Source organism: Streptomyces sp. NRRL S-337 (assembly GCF_000720175.1).
GTDB classification, from domain to species: Bacteria; Actinomycetota; Actinomycetes; order Streptomycetales; family Streptomycetaceae; genus Streptomyces; species Streptomyces siderophoricus.
Window position 1 is genome coordinate 157,864 of the sequence record NZ_JOIX01000001.1, and the last position, 19,365, is coordinate 177,228.

A 19,365-nucleotide genomic window follows, 5' to 3' on the forward strand; every position below is an offset into this window, starting at 1 on the left:
ACGTACGAGCTGCTCGGTTGCGGTCCGGCCGGCGGGGCCGGCAGCGGCGGCCTCATGCGTCCGTGCGCGGGGTGAGCGCGGCCGCCAGCCGGCGGGGGGTGGAGTTGCGGAAGATGTCCCGCAGGCGGATCGCGGGGTAGTTCTCCTCGCGCAGGGCGGTGGCCAGCAGCACCGCTTGCACGGACGTGCCACCGAGGTCGAAGAAGTTGTCGTCGGGGGCGACGGGCACCTCCAGGACCCGCTGCCAGAGGGCGGCCATGGCGGCCTCGGGACCCGAGGGCCGGTCGGGCTCGGGCGCCGTGGCCCGTTCCGCGGGCCGCGGGTCGGGGAGCCGTGCGGTGTCGAGCTTCCCGTTGGCGGTCAGGGGCAGTTCGGGCACCGCGGTCACGGTGGCGGGCAGCAGGTGGCCGGGCAGCCGCTCGGCGAGCCGGTGCCGGATGTCGGCCAGTGTCCCGGGCGCGTCGGTGTCGGTGACGGTGACCACATAGGCGTCGACCCGTGCGGACGCCGGCCCGTCGGGGGCCCGGACCAGGGAGGCGGCCGCCCGGACCCGGTCGTCCTCCAGGAGGGCGTGCCGGATCTCGCCGAGCTCGATGCGGTGCCCGCGGATCTTGACCTGGTCGTCGCGCCGGCCGAGGTACTCGATCTGCCCGTCGGGCAGGAACCGGCCGAGGTCGCCGCTGCGGTAGAGGCGGGCGCCGGGCGTGCCCGTCAGATGGTCGTCGGTGAAGCGTTCGGCGTTCAGTTCCGGACGGTCGAGGTAGCCCTGGGTGACCCCGGCGCCGCCGACCCAGATCTCACCGGGCACACCGGGAGCTGCCGGGCGCCCCCGGTCGTCGAGGACGTACAGGTCCCAGCCGGGTATCGGCCGTCCGATCGAGCGGCTGCCGCGCAGCGCCTCGGACCGGTCGACGGGGTGCCAGGTGCAGAAGACCGTGGTCTCGGTGATCCCGTACATGTTGACGGGCCGGCAGACGTCCTCGGGATAGCGGGCGAACCACGGCACCAGGACACCCCGGTCGAGCGCCTCGCCGCCGAAGATGACCAGACGCACCGCGAGGCCGCCGTCGCGGAACGCCTCGGTGTTCACCAACTGGGCGAACGCGGAAGGGGTTTGGTTCAGGACCGTCACCCCCTCGCGGAGCAGCAGTCCGTGGAACGCCTCCGCGTCGCGGGAGACGTCGTAGGGGACGACGACCAGCCGGCCGCCGGTGAGCAGGCACCCCCAGATCTCCCAGACGGAGAAGTCGAAGGCGAGCGAGTGGAAGTACGACCAGACGTCGTCGGGGCCGGGTGCGTACTCCTCGCGGGTCGCGGCGAGCAGGGCGGCCACATTGCGGTGGCTGACCCGGACCCCCTTGGGGCGGCCGGTCGAGCCGGAGGTGTGGATGACGTACGCGGTGGCTTCCGGGTCCACGGTCGGCAGGGCCAGGGCCGGGTCCTCGGGAGTGGCGTCCGGCGCGACCCGGCGCAGGCCGGGGACGTCCGCGAGCAGTTCGCCTTCGGTGATGACGGTCCGCAGTTCGGTGTCCTCGATGACGAAGGCGAGCCGCTGCGGCGGGTAGTCGGGGTCGAGGGGGACGTAGGCAGCGCCCGCCCGGAGCACCGCGAGCACGGCGGCGACCTGCCCGATGCCCCGGTCCAGGCAGACCCCGACCCGGTCACCGGGGCGGACCCCAAACTCCACCAGCACGGTCGCCAACCGCCGTGAGATGTCGTCGAGTTCGCGGTAACTGACCTGTTGTTCCCGGCAGACCACGGCGGTGCGCCCGGCGGCCTCGCGCGCCTGGCGCGCGAACAGTTCGGTCAGTGCCACCGGTGGTGCGGTGAGCCGCGCGCCCCGTCCGGTGGCGAGCAGCGCCGTGAGCTCGTCGGCCGGGAGGGTGTCCACCTCGTCCAGGCGTCCACCGGGCCGTGCGGTGAAGTGGGTGAGTACGGGCGTCAGTTGGCGGAAGAAGAGTGCGGCGGCGGCGTCGGTGACCAGTGCGCGCTGGTGGCGCAGCAGCATCCGGATCCCGTCCGTGCGCCCGTGCTCCTGGTACAGGCCGAGGGTCAGCGGGAAGTGGGCGGTGCCCAGGCCCTGGTCCTCGTGCGGGACCGCGTGCCGGTCGCCTTCGCGCAGTTCGGGCAGTGTGTCGATGGCCGACACCACCAGCTGGGGCGCCGTGAGGCCGGTCCCCGGCAGTACGGAGGACAGCGGCAGGTCGGCGTCGCGGTAGGCCTGCACGCCGCGCTGGTGCACCTCCCGCAGGAAGTCCGTCACGGTGGCCTGCCCGTCGAGGAGGACCGGAACGGGAGCGGTGTTGTTGAAGTACCCGACGGTGTCGGCGTGTGCCGGTGAACGCCGCGAGACGGTGGTGCCGATGACCGGGCGCGCGGCTCCGGAGTTGCGGCCGAGGACGAGGGCGGCCGCGGCGAGGACGGCCGAGTAGGGGGTGATCCCCAGTTCGGTGCCGAGGTCGCGGAGGCTTCGGTGCAGTCCGGCGGGGAGGAGCGCTTCGGCGACGCCGCCGCCGGTGCGGTGTGCGTCGCCGGAGCCGGGCGCGTCGCCGGCGGCGCCCGCCCACTCCAGGGACGGGACGACATCGGCGGCGGCCAGCTCGGCCCGGATCTCGGCCGCGCGGCCGGCCCGCCGGGGCAGCCGGCCGTGGGCCGCGGCCGCCCAGTCGGCGTAGGCGGTGGCGGGCTCGGTGGCCCGGTCCGTCAGGAGGCCGCGGGCGAGCAGTTCCATGGACCGGCCGTCGACCACGAGGTGGTGGGCGACGAGGACGAGGTCGGCGGTGTCCGGCGCGTACTGGAGCAGGACGGCGCGGCACAGCGGGCCCTTGGCGAGGTCCAGGGGCCGGGTCAGCTCCTCGCGCACCCGCAGGCGGGCCGCGGTGCTGTCCGGCTCGTCCGCGACGCGTACGCAGTGCAGCTGCGGCGGGTTGGGCGCGGTCTCCAGGAACCACGTCCCGTCGTCCTCCACCACGCGGGAGGCGAGCACCGGGTAGGTCTCGGCCAGGCGCGCGAAGCGCTCGGCGAGCAGTGGCCCGTCGGCCGGCCCGGTGATCCGGTACACGCAGTTGACCAGATAGGTCGAGGGATCGTCGGCGGCCTGGTCGGCGGTGTAGAGGTCGACCTGATTCGGGGCCAGTTCGCAGCGCATGTCAGCTCCCCGCGCCGTCGGCCGCGAGCAGGCGGACGAGGGCACCGGCGCCGTCGGCCTCCAGGACGTCGAGGTACTCGACCTCGCGGCCGGTCAGCTCGTAGAGCCGGCTGCTCAGCAGGACCGCACGGAAAGAGTCCCCGCCGTTCTCCAGGAATCCTTTAGCGGGATCAGCGCCAGCTCCGAGGATTTCTCTCCAGAGATTCTCCGCCACTTCAGCCGAATTCTCGGAGGAGGGCAGGGAGGGGTCAGCATTGAATTCCATGGAACAGCCCCCGAATTCTATGAGTCCGAATTCCCCGCATCTGCGCCACGTTGCGTCACGGGGCGTGTCACTGGGGGTGGTCGACTCCATCCAGTTTTCACGGCCGCAGGGCCCAATTACCCGCCTCAACGGTTTGGTTGACGCTACAGCGCCATCGGGAAGTTGATCAATGTGAGGTAGGTCACAATGCCGTCTCCGGCATTCTTGTTGAATTCCCGCGCGGTGTGTGCGGTGGCCCCGAGAATTCTTCTTGACACGGCCAAACCGCCTCCATAACCTGGCCCGACTAATTCCGGTGCGGATTTCAGTCGGGGGGCTGTTCGTTGACCAGCGATGACGATGCCGGGAATGCGGTCAGGCCCGCCGACTCGGCGCAGACCCGGTTCTTCCTGCTCGACCAGCAGGGCGGCAGAGCCACCACTCTCCTCCAGCACATCCGGGTCGACGGCCCGGTCGACCAGGAGCGGATGACCGCGGCCGCGCGAGCGGTGTGCCAGGCGCAGCCGGCGCTGCGGACCTCCCTGCACCCGACGGCGGAGGGGCTCCTCCAGCGCACCCACCCCGTCTCCGAGGTCGACATCCGGACCGGACGGGCGGACGACGGGAGCGCCCTCGACGGATGGATCACCGAGGCCCGCGCCCTGTTCCCGCACGGCGCCGGACCGTTGTGCCGGATCCGGATCGTCGGCACGCCCGGGCACACACACTGCCTCGTCGGCGTCCACCACGCGGTGTTCGACGAGGACTCCGCGGCCGTCCTGTTGCGGCAGCTCGCCCGCGCGTACGCCGAGGGCCCCGAGACGCTCACCGCCGCCGACCTCCACCGGCCCCCGCCGCAGCCCGCACGCCTCGCGGCCCTCCACGCCTTCTGGACCGACCACCTCGCCGGCGCGCCCACGGACACCGCCCTGCCGCACCTCCCGGCCACCGCAGGGAGCGGGACCGGGCACGGCGTGGTGTCCCTGCCGCTGCACGCCCAACTCGCCGCCGCACTGCGCGAGCGGGCCCGGCAGAGCGGGGCCACGCCCTTCGCGCAGGTGCTGGCCGCCGTCGCGGTGGTCGTCGGCTGGTACGGCGACACCGAGGACGTCGTGCTCGCCACCGTCGCCACCACCCGCACCGCGGCGGACGCCGAGGTCATCGGCTGTCTGCAGAACACCCTGCCGGTACGCCTGCCGCTGCACGGCGCCGACACCGCCTCCGTGCTCGACCGCACCGCCGACGCGCTGTTCGACGCCCTCGACCACTGCGATCTGCCGATCGAGGACATCCTCACCGTGTCCGGGGCCACCCGCCGCCCCGGACGGCCACCGCTGACCCAGATCATCTGCACCCAGGCCACCGCAGCGGCCCCGCTGACCATCGGCGACCTGCGATGGCAGCTCGTACCGGCCGAGGACGCGCGAAGCGAGTACCAACTGGCCGTCACGCTCCATCAGGACCCTGCGGGCGGCCTCTCCCTGACGGTCGACCACGACCGCGCCGCACTGCCCGCCGCGTCGGCGCGCCTTTTCGCCGAGCACCTGACCGGCGCGCTCGCCGCGTTCGGCACCGCGCCGGCAGCCCCGCTCACCGCGCTGCGCCTGTTCACCCCCGACCCACCGCCACCCGCCACCCCCGCCGCCGCGGCCGGCCCGGCGGTGCCCGAGCTGATCGCCGGGCACGCCCGGCGCACCCCCGAGGCCATCGCCCTGATCGCGGGCTCACAGCGCATGACCTACGCCGAACTGGACCGCCGGGTACGGGAACTCGCCGCCGCGCTGATCGACGCCGGCGTGCGTCCCGGCGACCGGGTCGGCGTGTGCCTGCCGAGGACGGCCGACCTGCTCGTCGCCCTGGTCGCCGCCTGGCGGGCGGGGGCCGCCTATCTGCCGCTCGACCCCGGGTACCCGGCGGGCCGCCTCCGGATGGTGGTCGAGGACGCCCGGCCGGCCGTGATCGTCGGCGACGCCGCGGCCGCAGAGGCCCTGGCCTCGACCGGTGCCGTACTGATCGGCCCCGACGCGGTGGCCGACCGCGCGCCCGAGCAGTGGCCGGTCCCCGCGCCGCAGGACCCCGCCTACGTCATCCACACCTCCGGCTCGACCGGCCGGCCCAAGGGCGTGGTCGTCCGCCACGACAACCTGGCCGCGCTGTTCGCGGCCTTCGCGCAGATCCTTCCCGCGCCGCCCCAGGTGTCGGTCGCCGGCGCGAGCGTCTCCTTCGACATCAGCGTGCTGGAGCTGTTCTGGCCGCTCGCCACCGGCCGCACGGTGCTGCTGACCAGTCACCAGCAGGTGGCCGACGCCGACGTGCCGCGCGGCGCGCTCTACCAGTGCACCCCCACCATGGCCCGGATCCTCGCCGACGACCCGGCCGGCCGGCGGCTGCTCGGCAGCCTCGCGGTCCTCCTCGTCGGCGGCGAACCGCTGGCCCGCGACCTCGCCGAACGGCTGACCGACCTCGTGCCGGGCCCGGTGTTCAACTGCTACGGCCCGACCGAGACCACCGTCTGGTCGACCGTGTGGCGGGTCGAGCCACAGGTACCCGTGCACATCGGCCGTCCGCTCGCGGGGGAAGAGTGCCGGGTGGTCGACGCCCACGGTCGTCCGCTGCCACCCGGAGTCCCGGGCCGCCTGCTGATCCTCGGAGCCGGCGTGGGAGCGGGCTACTGGCAGCGGCCGGACCTGACCGCCGAGCGCTTCGCCACGTACGACGGGCGCAGCGGCTACGACACCGGGGACCTGGCCGTCCTCGACCCCGAGCACGGACTGCGCTTCCTCGGCCGGGCCGACACCCAGGTCAAGGTCCTCGGACAGCGGATCGAACTCGCCGAGATCGAGGCCGTGTTACGCGCCCACCCCGCCGTCCAGGAGGCCGTGGCCACCGTCAGCGGCGACGGCACCGCGGTCACCGCCTGCCTGATCCCCACCGGCCCGGCGGGCCCGTCCGGCGACGGGCACCCGCGTCCGGCGCCCGCCGAACTCGCCGATGAGCTCCGCCGGCACGCGGCCGTCTCGCTCGTGCCCGCGATGGTCCCGGCCGCCTGGCTGCTCGTCGAGGCGCTGCCCCAGCTGCCCAACGGCAAACTGGACCGCGCCGCGGTGGCCGATCTGGCGGCCGCGGCGCCCACGACGGCCCCCGCACCGGACGAGGCCGAGCCGTCGGCGGGCGCCCTCTCCGGGCAGACCACCGAGGTGGTGCGGCGCGCGTGGGAGCACGTACTCGGCGCCCCCGTCCGCGGCCTGGACACCCACTTCTTCGACCTCGGGGGCACCTCCGGACAGATCGTGCGCGTGCTCGCCCTCCTCCAGCGCCCGTACCCGAAGCTGACCACGGCCGACCTCTTCCGCTACACCACCGTCCGGGCCATCGCCCGACATGTCGACGCGGCCGGCGACGACGGGGGAGCACCGGAACGGTCCCGGCCCGCGGTGCGCGCCGCCGCCCGGACGCAGGCCCTGAACGGCTGGCGCCGGCGCACCGAACGATCCCGATAGCACACCGGTGACAGAAGGACCGATGATTCAGTGAGCACTCATCAGGCGGACCGGGCGGCTGCACCGGAAGAAGCACGTCCGGCCCGCACGGTCGCGGCGACGCCCCAGCAGCAACGGCTCTACCTCGCCCACGCCCTGACCGAGGACCACGCCCGCCACCACCTGGTGATCGACCTCGGCTTCGACGGCGTACCCGACACCGCGGCACTGCGCTCCGCACTGGAGGACGTGGTCCGCCACCACGAAGCGCTGCGCACCCGCTTCGTCTTCGAGGGCACGGCCCTGGTGCAGTCGGTCGCCGACCACCTGCCGCCGCTGTGGGAGACCGTGGGCGACGATGCCGAAGCCCCCGCGCCGGAGCGCCCGTTCGACCTGGAAGCGGGACCGCTGCTGCGGGCCCGGGCCCAGCGCACCGGCGACACCGGACTCCGGCTGCGCCTCACCCTCCACCGCATCATCGCCGACGACAGGTCCGCCACCCTCCTTGTGGACGACCTCCTCACCGCCTACCGTGCCCGGCTCGCCCCGGATTCCCCTCAACTCCTCGATCCTGTCCGGCAGTTCGCCGACTGTCCGGTACTTCCGGACCCGGCCACCGAGCCGTCGCCCACACCGGCCGGTGAGCCATCCCCCGGAGAGCTGCCCTTGACCACCGGCCGCACGCCCGGCCGGACCCACCTCATCCCACTGCCCGACGGCACCCTCTCCGCACTGGCGTCCCTCTGCACCGCCGCCGGCGCCCCGCTCGCCGACGGACTGCTGGCGGCGCTCGCCGTGCTGGTGAACCGCTACACCGACGCCGACGACGTCCTGATCGCCGCCGACGGCCCCGACCCGCGCGGCGCCGACCTCACCCGCACCATCGGCCCGTTCACCGCCCGGGCGACCGTGCACGCCGACCTGTCCACGAACCCCGGATTCCGCACACTGGCCGCGCAGTTGCGGCGGCCGGCCGAGCCGGACCCGCTGACCGACTGGACCGCACAGGAGCAGCCCCCGCTCCCCGTCGGCTTCACCCTGCGCGCCCCGCACCCCACCCACTGGGACCTCCCCGGCGGCATCACCGTCACCCGCCACCCGGCCCCCGAGGCGCACGGCCACGCCCTGCGCCTGGTGGTGACCACCGACGGCACCGCCCGCTTCGAGGGCGCCTGGCCGGACTGGCTGACCGAGCAATTCGCCGCCCACTTCGGCCAGTTGCTGACCGAGATCGTCCACCACCCGGACCGCCCGGTGCACGAGCTGGCGCCGGCCCTCGCCGAGGACCCGGCCGGCCGCACCCCGCCCCTCGACGCCGCCGCCCCGCCCGAGGCCACCACCGTCCTGGAGCGCTTCGCCCGCCACGCCGCGCAGCGCCCCGACGCCGTCGCCGTCAGCCACGGCAGCGAGCACCTCACCTACGGCGAACTCGACCGCCGCGCCAACCAGCTCGCCCGGCACCTCCAGGCCCACGGCGTCGGCCCGGAAACCCTGGTCGGTCTCGCCGCCGAACGCTCGCCGGACCTCGTCGTCGCCCTCCTCGGCATCCAGAAGGCCGGCGGCGCGTACGTACCGCTGGACCCGGCGTACCCCGACGCCCGGCTCGCCTACATCCTGCGGGACACCGCGCTGGCCCACGTCGTCGTCCAGGGCCGGCCCGGCGGCTGGCTGGACGGCTTCACCGGCGCCCTGGTCTCCCTCGACGACGACGCCGAGACGATCGCCGCCCACCCGGACGGCCCGCTCGCCTCCCGCGTCGCCCCCGACGACCTCGCCTACGTCATCCACACCTCGGGCTCCACCGGAGAACCCAAGGGCACGCTCGTCCCGCACCGCAACGTCGCCCGGCTCTTCACCGCCACCGAGCCCTGGTTCGGCTTCGGCGCGGACGACGTGTGGACGCTGTTCCACTCGTACGCCTTCGACTTCTCCGTCTGGGAGCTGTGGGGCGCACTGGCCCACGGCGGCCGCCTCGTCATCGTGCCGCACGAGGTCAGCCGGGCCCCCGAGGACTTCCTGGCGCTGCTGCGCAGCGAGGGCGTCACCGTCCTCAATCAGACCCCCTCGGCCTTCGCGCTGCTCCAGCGCGAGGACGCGCGGACCGCGGACGCGCCGCCCGGCGCCGGTGCGCGGCTCGCGCTGCGCTATGTGATCTTCGGCGGCGAGGCGCTGGACCCGCGCGCGCTCCGCCCCTGGTTCGAGCGGCACCCCGACGGGCCGCAGCTGGTGAACATGTACGGCATCACCGAAACCACCGTGCACGTCACCTACCGGCCGATCCGCAAGGAGGACACCGACGGCGACGGCAGCGTGATCGGCGCGCCGATCCCGGACCTGAGCCTGGACCTGCTCGACCGCCGGGGCCGGCCGGTCCCGCAGGGCGTCACCGGCGAACTGTACGTACGCGGCGCCGGACTCGCCCGCGGCTACCTGGGACGGCCCGAACTCGACGCGGCCCGCTTCGTCACCCTCCCCGGCGGACGCGCCTACCGCACCGGCGACCTGGCCCGACGGCTGCCCGGCGGCGAGTTGGAGTACCGCGGCCGGATCGACGACCAGGTCAAGATCCGCGGCTTCCGGATCGAGCCCGGCGAGATCGAGGCCGCCCTGGCCGGCCACCCGGACGTCACCGAGGCCCTGGTGACCGCCGAACCCGACCGGACGGGCGAGCGGCGCCTCGTGGGCTACGCGGTCTCCGGCCGCATCGATCTGGCCGCCGCCGAACTCCGCGCCCACCTGGTCGGCCTGCTGCCCGCCCACATGATCCCCGCCGCCTTCGTCGTGCTGGACCGCTTCCCCCTGACCGTCAACGGCAAGGTCGACCGGCGGCGGCTGCCCGCCCCCGAACGCCCCGCCGACGGTCCGGCCACCGCCTCCGCCAACCACGCCGAGGAGATCCTCGTCCAGGTCTGGAGCGAGGTGCTCGGCCAGGACCGGGTGGGCACCGACGAGAACTACTTCCTGCTCGGCGGCGATTCGATCCGTACCATCGCCATCCTCGGCCGCGCCCGCGAACTCGGCCTGGAATTCGAGCTCCAGGACCTGCTGCGCCACCAGACCATCCAGGAACTGGCCCCGCACACCAAGGCCGTCACCCCGGGCGCCGCCCGACCGCACTACCGGCCGCTGTCCCTGCTCGGCGACGCGGACCGGGCCCTGCTGCCGGCCGACGTCGAGGACGCCTATCCGCTCTCCCGGCTCCAGGCCGGCATGCTGTACCACAGCGGCCTCAACGCGGCCGAACGGATCTACCACAACGTGGCCGGCTACCACCTCAGGGCCGGCTGGTCCGAGGCCGCCTGGCGGTCGGCCCTCACGTCGCTGATCGCCGACCACCCGGTCCTGCGCACCTCCTTCGACCTCGAAACCTACGCCGAACCGCTCCAGCTGGTGCACCGCCGGGTCGACGCCCCGATCACCTTCGAAGATCTGCGGCAGCTCTCCGCCGCCGACCGGCAGACCGCCATGGACCGGCGGTTCGAGGACGAGAAGCGCCGGGAGTTCGCCTGGGACCGCGCCCCGCTGATCCGCTTCCACCTCCAGCGGCTCACCGACGACACCTTCGAGCTGTGGCTCACCGAACACCATGTGATCCTCGACGGCTGGAGCGAACGCTCCCTGATCACCGAGCTGTTCGAGCGCTACCTCGCCCTGCTCGGCGACTCCGCCACCCCCTTCCGGGAACCGCCCCGCGCCCACTTCGGCGCCTTCATCGCCGCGGAACGGGCGGCCATCGCCGCCGAGGAACACCGCGACTTCTGGACCGGCGAACTCACCGGCAGCGATCTCGGCACCCTGCCCCGCCTGATCACGCCCGCCGAGCGGCCCGACATGCGCCTCACCCCCGTGTCACTGCCGGCCGAGGTCTCCGAAGGCGTGGACCGCTGCGCCCGCCGGGTCGGCGTCCCCGTACGCACCGTGCTGCTCGCCGCTCATGCGCACGTCGTCGGCATGCTGACCGGCACCGCCGACGTCGTCACCGGCGCCGTGTACAACGGCCGTACCGAGGACCGGGACGGCGACCGGGTCCTCGGTATGTTCCTCAACACCCTGCCGTTCCGCGCCCGGCTGACCGGCGGGAGCTGGGACGACCTGGTCGCCGCGGTGGGCCGCACCGACATCGCCCTCCAGCGCCACCGCCGCTACCCGATGCCCGAGATCCGCCGCATCCTCGGCGGGCGGGAGCTGTTCGAGACCTTCTTCAACTTCACCCGCTTCCGCGTCTACCGGTCCGTACTGGAACGCTCCGACGAGCTGGAAGTGCTCGACGAGCGGCGCATCACCAACACCAGCATCCCGTTCGGCGCCGAGTTCGCCCAGGACCTCACCTCCTCCGAGATCAACCTCCATCTCCGTTACGACGCCGCGCAGTTCACCGAGGAGCAGGTGCGGCTGATCGGCGGCTACTACCGCCGGGCACTGACCGCCCTGGCCATCGCACCGCACCAGCGCCACGACCGGACCGTCCTGCTCTCCGCCGAGGAACTGCGCCAGCTCGACCGCTGGCACGGCGAGCCCCGGCCCCGCAGCGCCGACCGCCCCTTCCCGCTCCAGCTGGAGGAACGCGCCGCGGCACAGCCGCACGCCCCCGCCGTCATCAGCGGCCGCACCGTCCTCGACTACGCCGAGCTCAACGCCCGGGCCAACCGCCTGGCCCGCGAACTCCTCGCACACGGCGTGGAAACCGGCCGGATCGTGGCCCTCTCCGCGCCCCGCTCCGCCGAACTGCTGGTGGCCATGGTCGCCGTCCTCAAGGCCGGTGCCGCCTACCTTCCCATCGACCCGAACTACCCCGAGGAGCGGATCGCGCTGCTGCTCGGCGACGCCGCGCCCGCCCTGCTGGTGACCACCCGCGACACGGCCGGCGCCCTGCCCGCCGACGACACCCCGCGGCTGGTCCTCGACGACCCGGCCACGCTGCGACGGCTCGCCGACCGGTCCGGCGCCGACCTCACCGACGACGAACGCACCCGGCCGCTGGACCCCGCCGACCCGGCCTACCTCATCTACACCTCCGGCTCCACCGGCCGCCCCAAGGGCGTGATCGTCTCGCACGCCAACATGGCCGACCTGATGGCCTGGATCGCCGGCTTCCTCGGCCCGGACGGACTGGCCCAGGTGCAGGCCACCACCTCGATCAGCTTCGACGTCTCGGTCTTTGAACTCTTCGGACCGCTCGCCGCCGGCGGCACCGTACGCCTCCACCGCGATCTGCTGGCACTGGGCGAACCGGCAGCCCTGGAGGCCGGCCCGATCACCGCACCCGCCCTCATCAGCGGCGTCCCGTCGGTCTTCGCCGGCCTCCTGCCGCGGCTCGACCCGCAGCTGACCGCCGGCACCGTCGTCCTCGCGGGCGAAGCGCTCAGCGCCCCGGTGGCCAACGAGATCGCGGCCGCCTTCCCCGGCGCCCGGATCGCCAACATCTACGGACCCAGTGAGGCACCGGTGTACGCCACCGCCTGGCTCGGCACCGGCCCCTTCGACACCGCCCCGCCGATCGGCCGGCCCTCCTGGAACACCCGCGCCTACGTCCTCGACCACGCCCTGCGCCCCGTGCCGCCCGGCGTCCCCGGCGAGCTCTACCTCGGCGGCCCCGGCCTGGCCACCGGCTATCTCGGCCGCCCGGCACTCACCGCCGAACGCTTCGTCGCCGACCCCTACGGCACACCCGGCGCGCGGATGTACCGCACCGGAGACCTGGTGCGCCGACGCCCCGACGGCAACCTGGAGTTCCTCGGCCGCCTCGACGACCAGGTCAAACTCCGCGGCTTCCGGATCGAGCTGGGAGAGGTGGAGGCCGCGCTCCGCGACCACCCCCAGGTCCACCGGGCCGCCGTCGTCGTACGGGAGGACCGCCCCGGCGACCAGCGGCTGGTCGCCTACGCCGTCCGCACCCCCGGCGCCACCGCCGACGCCCTCGCCCTGCGCCGCCACGTCGAGCGCCGGCTGCCCCGCCACATGGTGCCGGTCGTGGTCGTACTGGACGCCCTCCCGCTCACCCCCAACGGCAAACTCGACCGGCGGGCCCTGCCCGCACCGGAACCCGAAACCACCACCCCCGACCGCACCGGCCGCGCCCCGCGCACGCCCCTGGAAGCCCAGCTGCTCGCCCTGTTCGCCGAGGTCCTCGGCCTCGACCAGCGCGGCCCCGACACCGGCGGCCTGGGCATCGACGACAGCTTCTTCGAACGCGGCGGGCACTCCCTGCTCGCCTTCCGCCTGGCCGGCCGGGTGCGCGCCACCCTCGGCGCCGACCTCGACATCGCCACGCTCTTCCGCACGCCCACCGTCGCCGGCATCGCCGCACTGCTCGCCGACCCGGAGCGGCCCGGCGACCCGAACGACGCGCTGGACGTGCTCGTACCGCTGCGCCCGCAGGGCACCCGCGAGCCGCTGTTCTGCGTTCACCCCGGCGTCGGCATCGGCTGGGTCTACTCCGGGCTGCTGCGGCACCTGGACGCCGACCGCCCGGTGTACGCCCTGCAGTCCCGCGGGATCGACGGCACCCGGCCACCCGCCGAAGACCTGTCCGAGATGGCCCGCGACTACGTGGCCCGGCTGCGCACCGTCCAGCCGCACGGCCCCTACCACCTCCTCGGCTGGTCCATGGGCGGGATCGTCGCCCACGAGATGGCCCGGCTGCTGCGGGCGGACGGCGAACGGGTCGCGCTGCTGGCCCTGCTCGACGCGTACCCCAGGCTCCCCGACGCCCGGCCGGTGGACTACGGCGAACCGCAGGCGCTGGCCGAGGTCCTGCACTCGCTCGGCCTCCCGCAGCCCGACGGGGTGACCCTCGGCCCCGAGTCGGCGCTGCGTCTCCTGAAGGAACACGGCAGCCCACTGGCCACCCTCGCCCCCCGCCAACTCTCCGCGATCGCCACCGTCTTCACCCACAACGTCAACGCCCAGCGCCGGCACCGCTCCCGGCCGCTCGACGCGGACCTGCTGTTCTTCGAGGCGACCGAGGACAAGGGCCCGGACCCCGAACGGCCGGCCAACTGGGCGCCGTACGTCAGCGGCCGGATCGAGAACCACCAGGTCGCCTGCCGGCACGGCGACATGCTCGCCCCCGAGCCGCTGGCCGAGATCGGCACCGTCCTCGCCGCACGCCTCCGGACGCTGCCCCGCCCCGAGTGACGGGCCGTGCCGCCGACCACCCCACAGGAGCCCATGTGACCAGCAACCCGGACGGGGAACCCGCATGACCGCACCGCGCCACACCATCCCGTTCGCCCTCATCGACCCCGCGGTCCACCCGGACCCCGACGCCTGCGACGCCTGGCGCGACCTGCGGGCCGCCCACCCGGTCGCCTGGTGCGAGGCCGACGGCGACCGCCCCGGCTTCTGGGTGATCACCCGCTACCAGGACATCGCCGCCGTCTACCGCGACACCGCGCGGCTCAGCTCCGAACAGGGCAACATGCTCGGCACCCTGCTCACCGGGGGCGACCCGGCCGGCGGCCGGATGCTGGTGGTCACCGACCCGCCCCGGCACGCCGCGGTGCGCAAGGTGCTGCAGGGAGCCTTCTCCGCCCGGGCCATGGCACAGATCGCCGACGGCGTCCGGGCGGCCACGAAGGGCCTGGTGGCGGCCGTCGTGGACGCGGGCGGCGGTGACTTCGTCGCCGATGTCGCGGCCCAGATCCCGCTGATGGCCATCTGCGAACTGCTCGACGTACCGCCCGCCGACCGGACCCTGATGCTCGATCTGACGATGGCGGCGATGGGCGAGGACGGCACCCCCGAGGCCGCCGAGGCCGCGGCCGACGCCCAGGAGGACATCCTGCTGTACTACGCCGGACTGCTGCCCGGCCGGCGGGAGTTCCCGGGCGAGGACGTGGTCAGCCTGCTGGCGAACGGCGAGGCCGGCGGCACCCCGCTGAGCGACGCCGAAGTGCTGCTGAACTGCTACAACATCATCATCGGCGGCGACGAGACCACCCGGCTGTCCTCCGCCGGCGCCGTACTGGCCCTGATCGAACACCCCGAGGAGTGGCGGCGCCTGCGCCGGGACGAGGGCCTGCTCGACTCCGCCGTCGAAGAGGTACTGCGCTGGACCACACCGGTCACCCACCTCGGACGGACCGCCACGACGGATATCACGCTGCGCGGCTGCGACATCAAGGCGGGCGACATCGTCACCCTCTGGAACACCTCCGCCAACCGCGACGAGGACGTCTTCCCCGACCCCTACCGCTTCGACCTCGCCCGCACCCCGAACCGGCACCTCGCCCTCGGCCACGGCCCGCACTTCTGCCTCGGCGGCCCGCTGGCCAGGGTCGAACTCCGGGTCATGCTGGAGGAGTTGCGCCACCAGGTGGGCGAACTGGAGCTGTCCGGACCGGTCGAACGGGTCCGGTCCAGCTTCCTGACCGGGGTCAGCCGGCTGCCGGTGCGCTGCACGGCCGCCGGCTGACCTGCAAGAGAATCCTTCCGCTACCCCGCGTCCGGCCCGGGTGACCGCTCCGCGGCCCCGGGCGCACCGGCGGTGGCCTCAAGGTGCGCCGCCAGCAGCCGCAGCGTCGAATGCCGGTAGAGGTCCACCAAGGTGATCTCGGGGACCTGCGTCATGCTGCGCAGGGCCTTCATCGAGTCGCCGCCCAGCCGGAAGAAGTCGTCGTCCCGCCCGATCACCTCGACTCCCAGCACCTCGCGCCAGGCCGCGGCGATCCGCTCCTCCCACGGGCCGCTCGGGGCGGCGTCCGCGGGTACGGTGCCGCCCCGGCCCCCGTCGTGCGGTGACGGGGCGGCAGGCAGCGCCTTGCGGTCCAGCTTGCCGTTCGGGCTCAGCGGCATGGCGGACAGCACCAGCACCGTGCCGGGGACCATATGGGCCGGCAGCCGGGCGGCCAGCCGGTCGCGGACCTCGCCCGGGTCGAGGGCCTCGCCCTCGCGCGGGACGACGTAGCCGACCAGGACGGGTGCGCCGGTGGCATCGGGCTGCGCCGCCACCGCCGCCTCCTTGACCCGGGGGTGGTCCCGCAGCACGGACTCGATCTCGGTCAGCTCCACCCGCAGCCCGTGGATCTTGACCTGGAGGTCGGTCCGGCCGAGCAGCTCGATCAGCCCGTCGGCGTCGCACCGTGCCAGGTCGCCGGTGCGGTACAGCCGCTCGCCGGACACCGGACCGTACGACCAGTGAAGGAACCGTTCGGCGGTGAGGTCGGGCAGGTCCAGATAGCCCACGGCCAGGCCGTCGCCCGCGAGGTACAACTCGCCGGTCACCCCCGGCGGAACGGGCTGCAGCGCCTCGTCCAGGACGTAGGTCCGCTGATTGGCCATCGGCCGCCCGTACGGAATGCTGGTCCAGTCGGGGTCGGTCGCCTCGACCTCGTAGAGCGTGGAATAGATCGAGGCCTCGGTGGCGCCGCCGAGCGAGATGAACCGCGCGTCCGGCGCGAACTCCCGTGCCCGGTCGGGCATCTTCACCGGGATCCAGTCCCCGGCGAGCATGATCAGCCGAAGCGAGCCCAGCGCCGAGGGGCCGTCCGCGGCGGTCGCGTCGAGGTGGTCCAGCACCAGCTCCAGCAGGGCCGGGGCGGTGTTCCAGACGGTCACGCCGTGCTCCGCGGCCAGTTCGGCCCAGTGCGCGGGTTCCTTGCCGCGGCCCGGCGCCGGGAGCACGAGGGTGCCGCCGGCCACGGTCATGCCGAGGAACTCGTAGACCGACATGTCGAAGCTCGGCGAGGACAGCCCCAGCACACTGTCGCCGGGGCCCACGGCGAAGCGGGTGTTGAGGTCCGCGATGTTGTTGAGCACGCCCCGGTGGCGCAGCGCGATCGGCTTGGGCCGTCCCGTGGACCCCGAAGTGTGGATCACATAGCAGAGGTTGTCCGGGCCGGCCACGGGCTCGAGGTCGTCCGCCGGCCGCTCGGCCAGGGTCGCCTCGTCCCGGTCCAGCAGGATCAGCTGCCCCCGCACCACGGCGTCCGCACCGCTGCCCAGAGCGTCGGCGAGCCCGGTCCGGCTGATCAGGGCCACGCACGACGCACCGGAGATCATCGTGGTCAGCCGGGCCCGGGGATACGCGGGATCCAGCGGCACGTAGGCGCCGCCGGCCTTGAGCACCCCGAGCATGGCGACGAGCAGCTCGGGGGAGTGGTCGAGGAAGAGGCCGACGCGGTCGTCCGGTCCGACGCCCAGGTCCCGCAGATGGCGGGCCAGCCGGTTGGCCGCGGCATTGATCTCCCGGAACGTCCGCCGGGCCGCCCCCTGGGCCACGGCGACGGCCTCGGGCGCCTGCCGGGCCCGCTCCTCGAACACCTCGTGCAGACAGGCGCCTTCATGGGGCAGTGACACGGCGGTGTCGTTCCACTCCAGCAGGACGCGGCGCTGCTCGGCCTCGGTGAGCAGGGTGAGCCGCTCCAGCGGCCGGTCCGGGTGGTGCACGCCGTCGTGGAGCAGATGCCCGTAGTGGCCGAGCATCCGCTGCGCCGTCGCCGGGGTGAAGAGCCGGTCGTCGAAGTGGAGGGCGGCCCACCGGGAGCCTGAATCCGGTGCGGGCAGGGCGAGTTCGGCCTCGTACGGCCGGGGGTCGCCGTCCGCCGGGGCCGCGCCGATGCGTACGCCGATCCGGGCCGGCTCCGCCCCGGGACGCGCCACCGCGCCGGCCTCACCCGCCAGTCCGCGCAGGGTGCTCCCGCCGGTGACGGAGAAGCGGAGCAACGCCTCCTTGCCGCCTTCCCGGACGAGCCGGAACTCGACCTGGTTCTGCCCGGAACAGCGGTACACCAGCGCGGCGAATCCGGCGAGGAGCACGTTCTCCGGGGTGGTCGCACAGGAGGCGGCCAGTGCGCGGACCGCGTCGTCGTACAGCCCCAAAATCTCCTGGCGCACCACTGCCGTACACGCCGGTGCATCGACGCCTCGCGGCCGGTCCGCGGGGAGTTGGGCGGCATGGGAAGACAATTACCGTCTCCTGTCTCGGAGTTTCTCGACTTCGCAGGTGAATTTCGGCGGCGGGCAATCGGTGGGGCGCAGCTGCGCACCGATGCCGGGTCGGGAACCTCCGAGCCCGGGAACTGTCCCGCTCGGTGGCCAATCCGGGCTGCGTGCCCGGCTGTTGGCGACATTAACCGGCCACGCTGACCGCCACAATGTGGCGGGCGTCACATTCCCCGGCCCGTGCCTGCTGCATAATCATGTACTCCCCAAGGGGGCCTCGACGATGACGTACTCGGGGAAATCCGTCGCCGTCTCCCTGTCGCGCGGCAACGCACCGGCCGCACGGCGCCGTGTCATCCGACCGCAGGGGGAAAAGCCGTATGAGCACCGACCTTTCGCCGGCCGCGCTCGACGCCGTCGATCTGCGCCACCTCGCACAACGGGACGGCGAGAAATGGGCGACCGCCGGCGAGGGCATGCTGTCCTCCTGGGTCGCCGACATGGACTTCCCGACCGCACCCGCCATCCGTGAGGCGCTCATACGCCGCGCGGACGGCGATCTCGGCTACCCCACGTGGTTCGACGAGAGCCAGGGCGGCCCGCTCGGGGAGGTGTTCGCCGCCCGGACGCACCGCAAGTACGGCCACCGGCCCGAACCCACCCACGCCCGGCTGTTCACCGACATCAACCAGGCGATGCTGGCGACGCTCCAGGTCGCCACCGACCCGGGCGACGCCGTCCTGCTGCACACCCCGGCCTGTCCGCCGTTCGTCGACGTCATCGAGAAGATCGGCCGCAGACCGCTGACCGTGCCCGTCGAAGAGGGCCCGGACGGCTGGGGGTTCGACCAGGCCCGCATGGAACACGCCGCCGCGGACGGCGACCTGGGGCGCTGCCGGGTGCTCTTCCTGGTGAACCCGCACAACCCCACCGGCCGGGTCTTCCGCCGGGACGAACTGGAGGCGCTGGCCGAGCTCGTCCTCCGGCGCGATCTGCTGGTGATCTCCGACGAGGTGCACGCGGACCTGACCCACGCCCCGCACCGGCACCTCCCCTTCGCCTCGCTCGGCCCGGAGATCGCCGCCCGTACCGTCACCCTGACCTCGGGCAGCAAGGCGTTCAACCTCGCCGGGATCCGCTGCGCGCTGGCCCACATCGGTCCGCGGGCCGTGCGCGAGGCCGTCGACGCCCGGCGCGGGCTGCTCTTCGGCCAGGTGGGGGTGCTCGCCGTCGAGGCGCTGAAGGCCGCCTGGACGGCGGGCGACGACTGGCTGGACGACGTCATGGCGGTCCTGGACCGCAATCGTCGGCGGCTGGCCGAGCGGGTGCCCCGCGGGATCCGCTGCCGTACCCCGGAGGCCACCTTCCTGGCCTGGCTCGACTGCCGGAGCCTCGGGCTCGGCGCCGACCCGATGCCGTTCTTCCGCGACCGGGCCAAGGTGCTGCTCTTCTCCGGCCCGGCCTTCGGCGCCGACGGCGAGGGATTCGTCCGGCTCAATTTCGGTACGTCACCGCAGATGCTCGAAGAGACCCTGGAGCGCATGGACACCGCGCTGCGCCGGCATCGCGGGGAATGAAACCCGGGCCCGGGCGCCCGGGCCGAAAACGAC

The 19,365-nt window shown here is 73.7% G+C and carries 7 protein-coding genes; 4 read left to right on the top strand and 3 right to left on the bottom strand.

Annotation, left to right across the window (positions count from 1 at the left end; all coding sequences use genetic code 11):
- Nucleotides 1–52: 52 nt before the first annotated feature.
- Together IG62_RS42950 and IG62_RS0100715 are read right to left on the bottom strand one after the other, a co-directional pair.
- On the bottom strand, nt 53–3,148 hold the full coding sequence (locus IG62_RS42950; protein WP_051797358.1) for a non-ribosomal peptide synthetase: 3,096 nt from the start codon (nt 3,146–3,148) through the stop codon (nt 53–55).
- Between the two features lies 1 nt (nt 3,149).
- Entirely contained in the window at nt 3,150–3,413 is a 264-nt protein-coding gene (locus IG62_RS0100715; RefSeq protein WP_030796197.1) for a phosphopantetheine-binding protein, read from the bottom strand.
- A gap of 323 nt (nt 3,414–3,736) precedes the next feature.
- On the opposite strand from IG62_RS0100715, the gene IG62_RS0100720 reads away from it, so the two are divergent.
- From IG62_RS0100720 to IG62_RS0100730, 3 genes are all read left to right on the top strand, one after another.
- Nucleotides 3,737–6,892: a non-ribosomal peptide synthetase gene (locus tag IG62_RS0100720; RefSeq protein ID WP_030796199.1), complete on the top strand. Its 3,156-nt coding sequence runs from the start codon at nt 3,737–3,739 to the stop codon at nt 6,890–6,892.
- Nucleotides 6,893–6,922: 30 nt separating this feature from the next.
- Entirely contained in the window at nt 6,923–14,008 is a 7,086-nt protein-coding gene (locus IG62_RS0100725) for an amino acid adenylation domain-containing protein (RefSeq protein WP_051797360.1), read from the top strand.
- A 64-nt stretch (nt 14,009–14,072) separates the two neighbouring features.
- Nucleotides 14,073–15,287, top strand: a complete 1,215-nt coding sequence (locus IG62_RS0100730; protein ID WP_030796203.1) for a cytochrome P450 — start codon at nt 14,073–14,075, stop codon at nt 15,285–15,287.
- Between the two features lie 20 nt (nt 15,288–15,307).
- Here the strand turns inward: IG62_RS0100730 and IG62_RS0100735 are convergent, their stop codons facing one another.
- The gene (locus IG62_RS0100735; protein ID WP_158794935.1) at nt 15,308–17,779 is read right to left on the bottom strand and encodes a non-ribosomal peptide synthetase; all 2,472 of its coding nucleotides are present in this window, start codon (nt 17,777–17,779) and stop codon (nt 15,308–15,310) included.
- Between the two features lie 356 nt (nt 17,780–18,135).
- On the opposite strand from IG62_RS0100735, the gene IG62_RS0100740 reads away from it, so the two are divergent.
- Nucleotides 18,136–19,332, top strand: a complete 1,197-nt coding sequence (locus tag IG62_RS0100740) for a MalY/PatB family protein (RefSeq protein WP_030796207.1) — start codon at nt 18,136–18,138, stop codon at nt 19,330–19,332.
- The last annotated feature ends 33 nt before the right edge of the window (nt 19,333–19,365 follow it).

Bases quoted from the DNA above. Each gene is read 5' to 3' on its own strand.
- IG62_RS42950 (WP_051797358.1), bottom strand. From the start codon at position 3,148: ATGCGCTGCGAACTGGCCCCGAATCAGGTCGACCTCTACACCGCCGAC.
- IG62_RS0100715 (WP_030796197.1), bottom strand. From the start codon at position 3,413: ATGGAATTCAATGCTGACCCCTCCCTGCCCTCCTCCGAGAATTCGGCT.
- IG62_RS0100730 (WP_030796203.1), top strand. From the start codon at position 14,073: ATGACCGCACCGCGCCACACCATCCCGTTCGCCCTCATCGACCCCGCG.
- IG62_RS0100740 (WP_030796207.1), top strand. From the start codon at position 18,136: ATGAGCACCGACCTTTCGCCGGCCGCGCTCGACGCCGTCGATCTGCGC.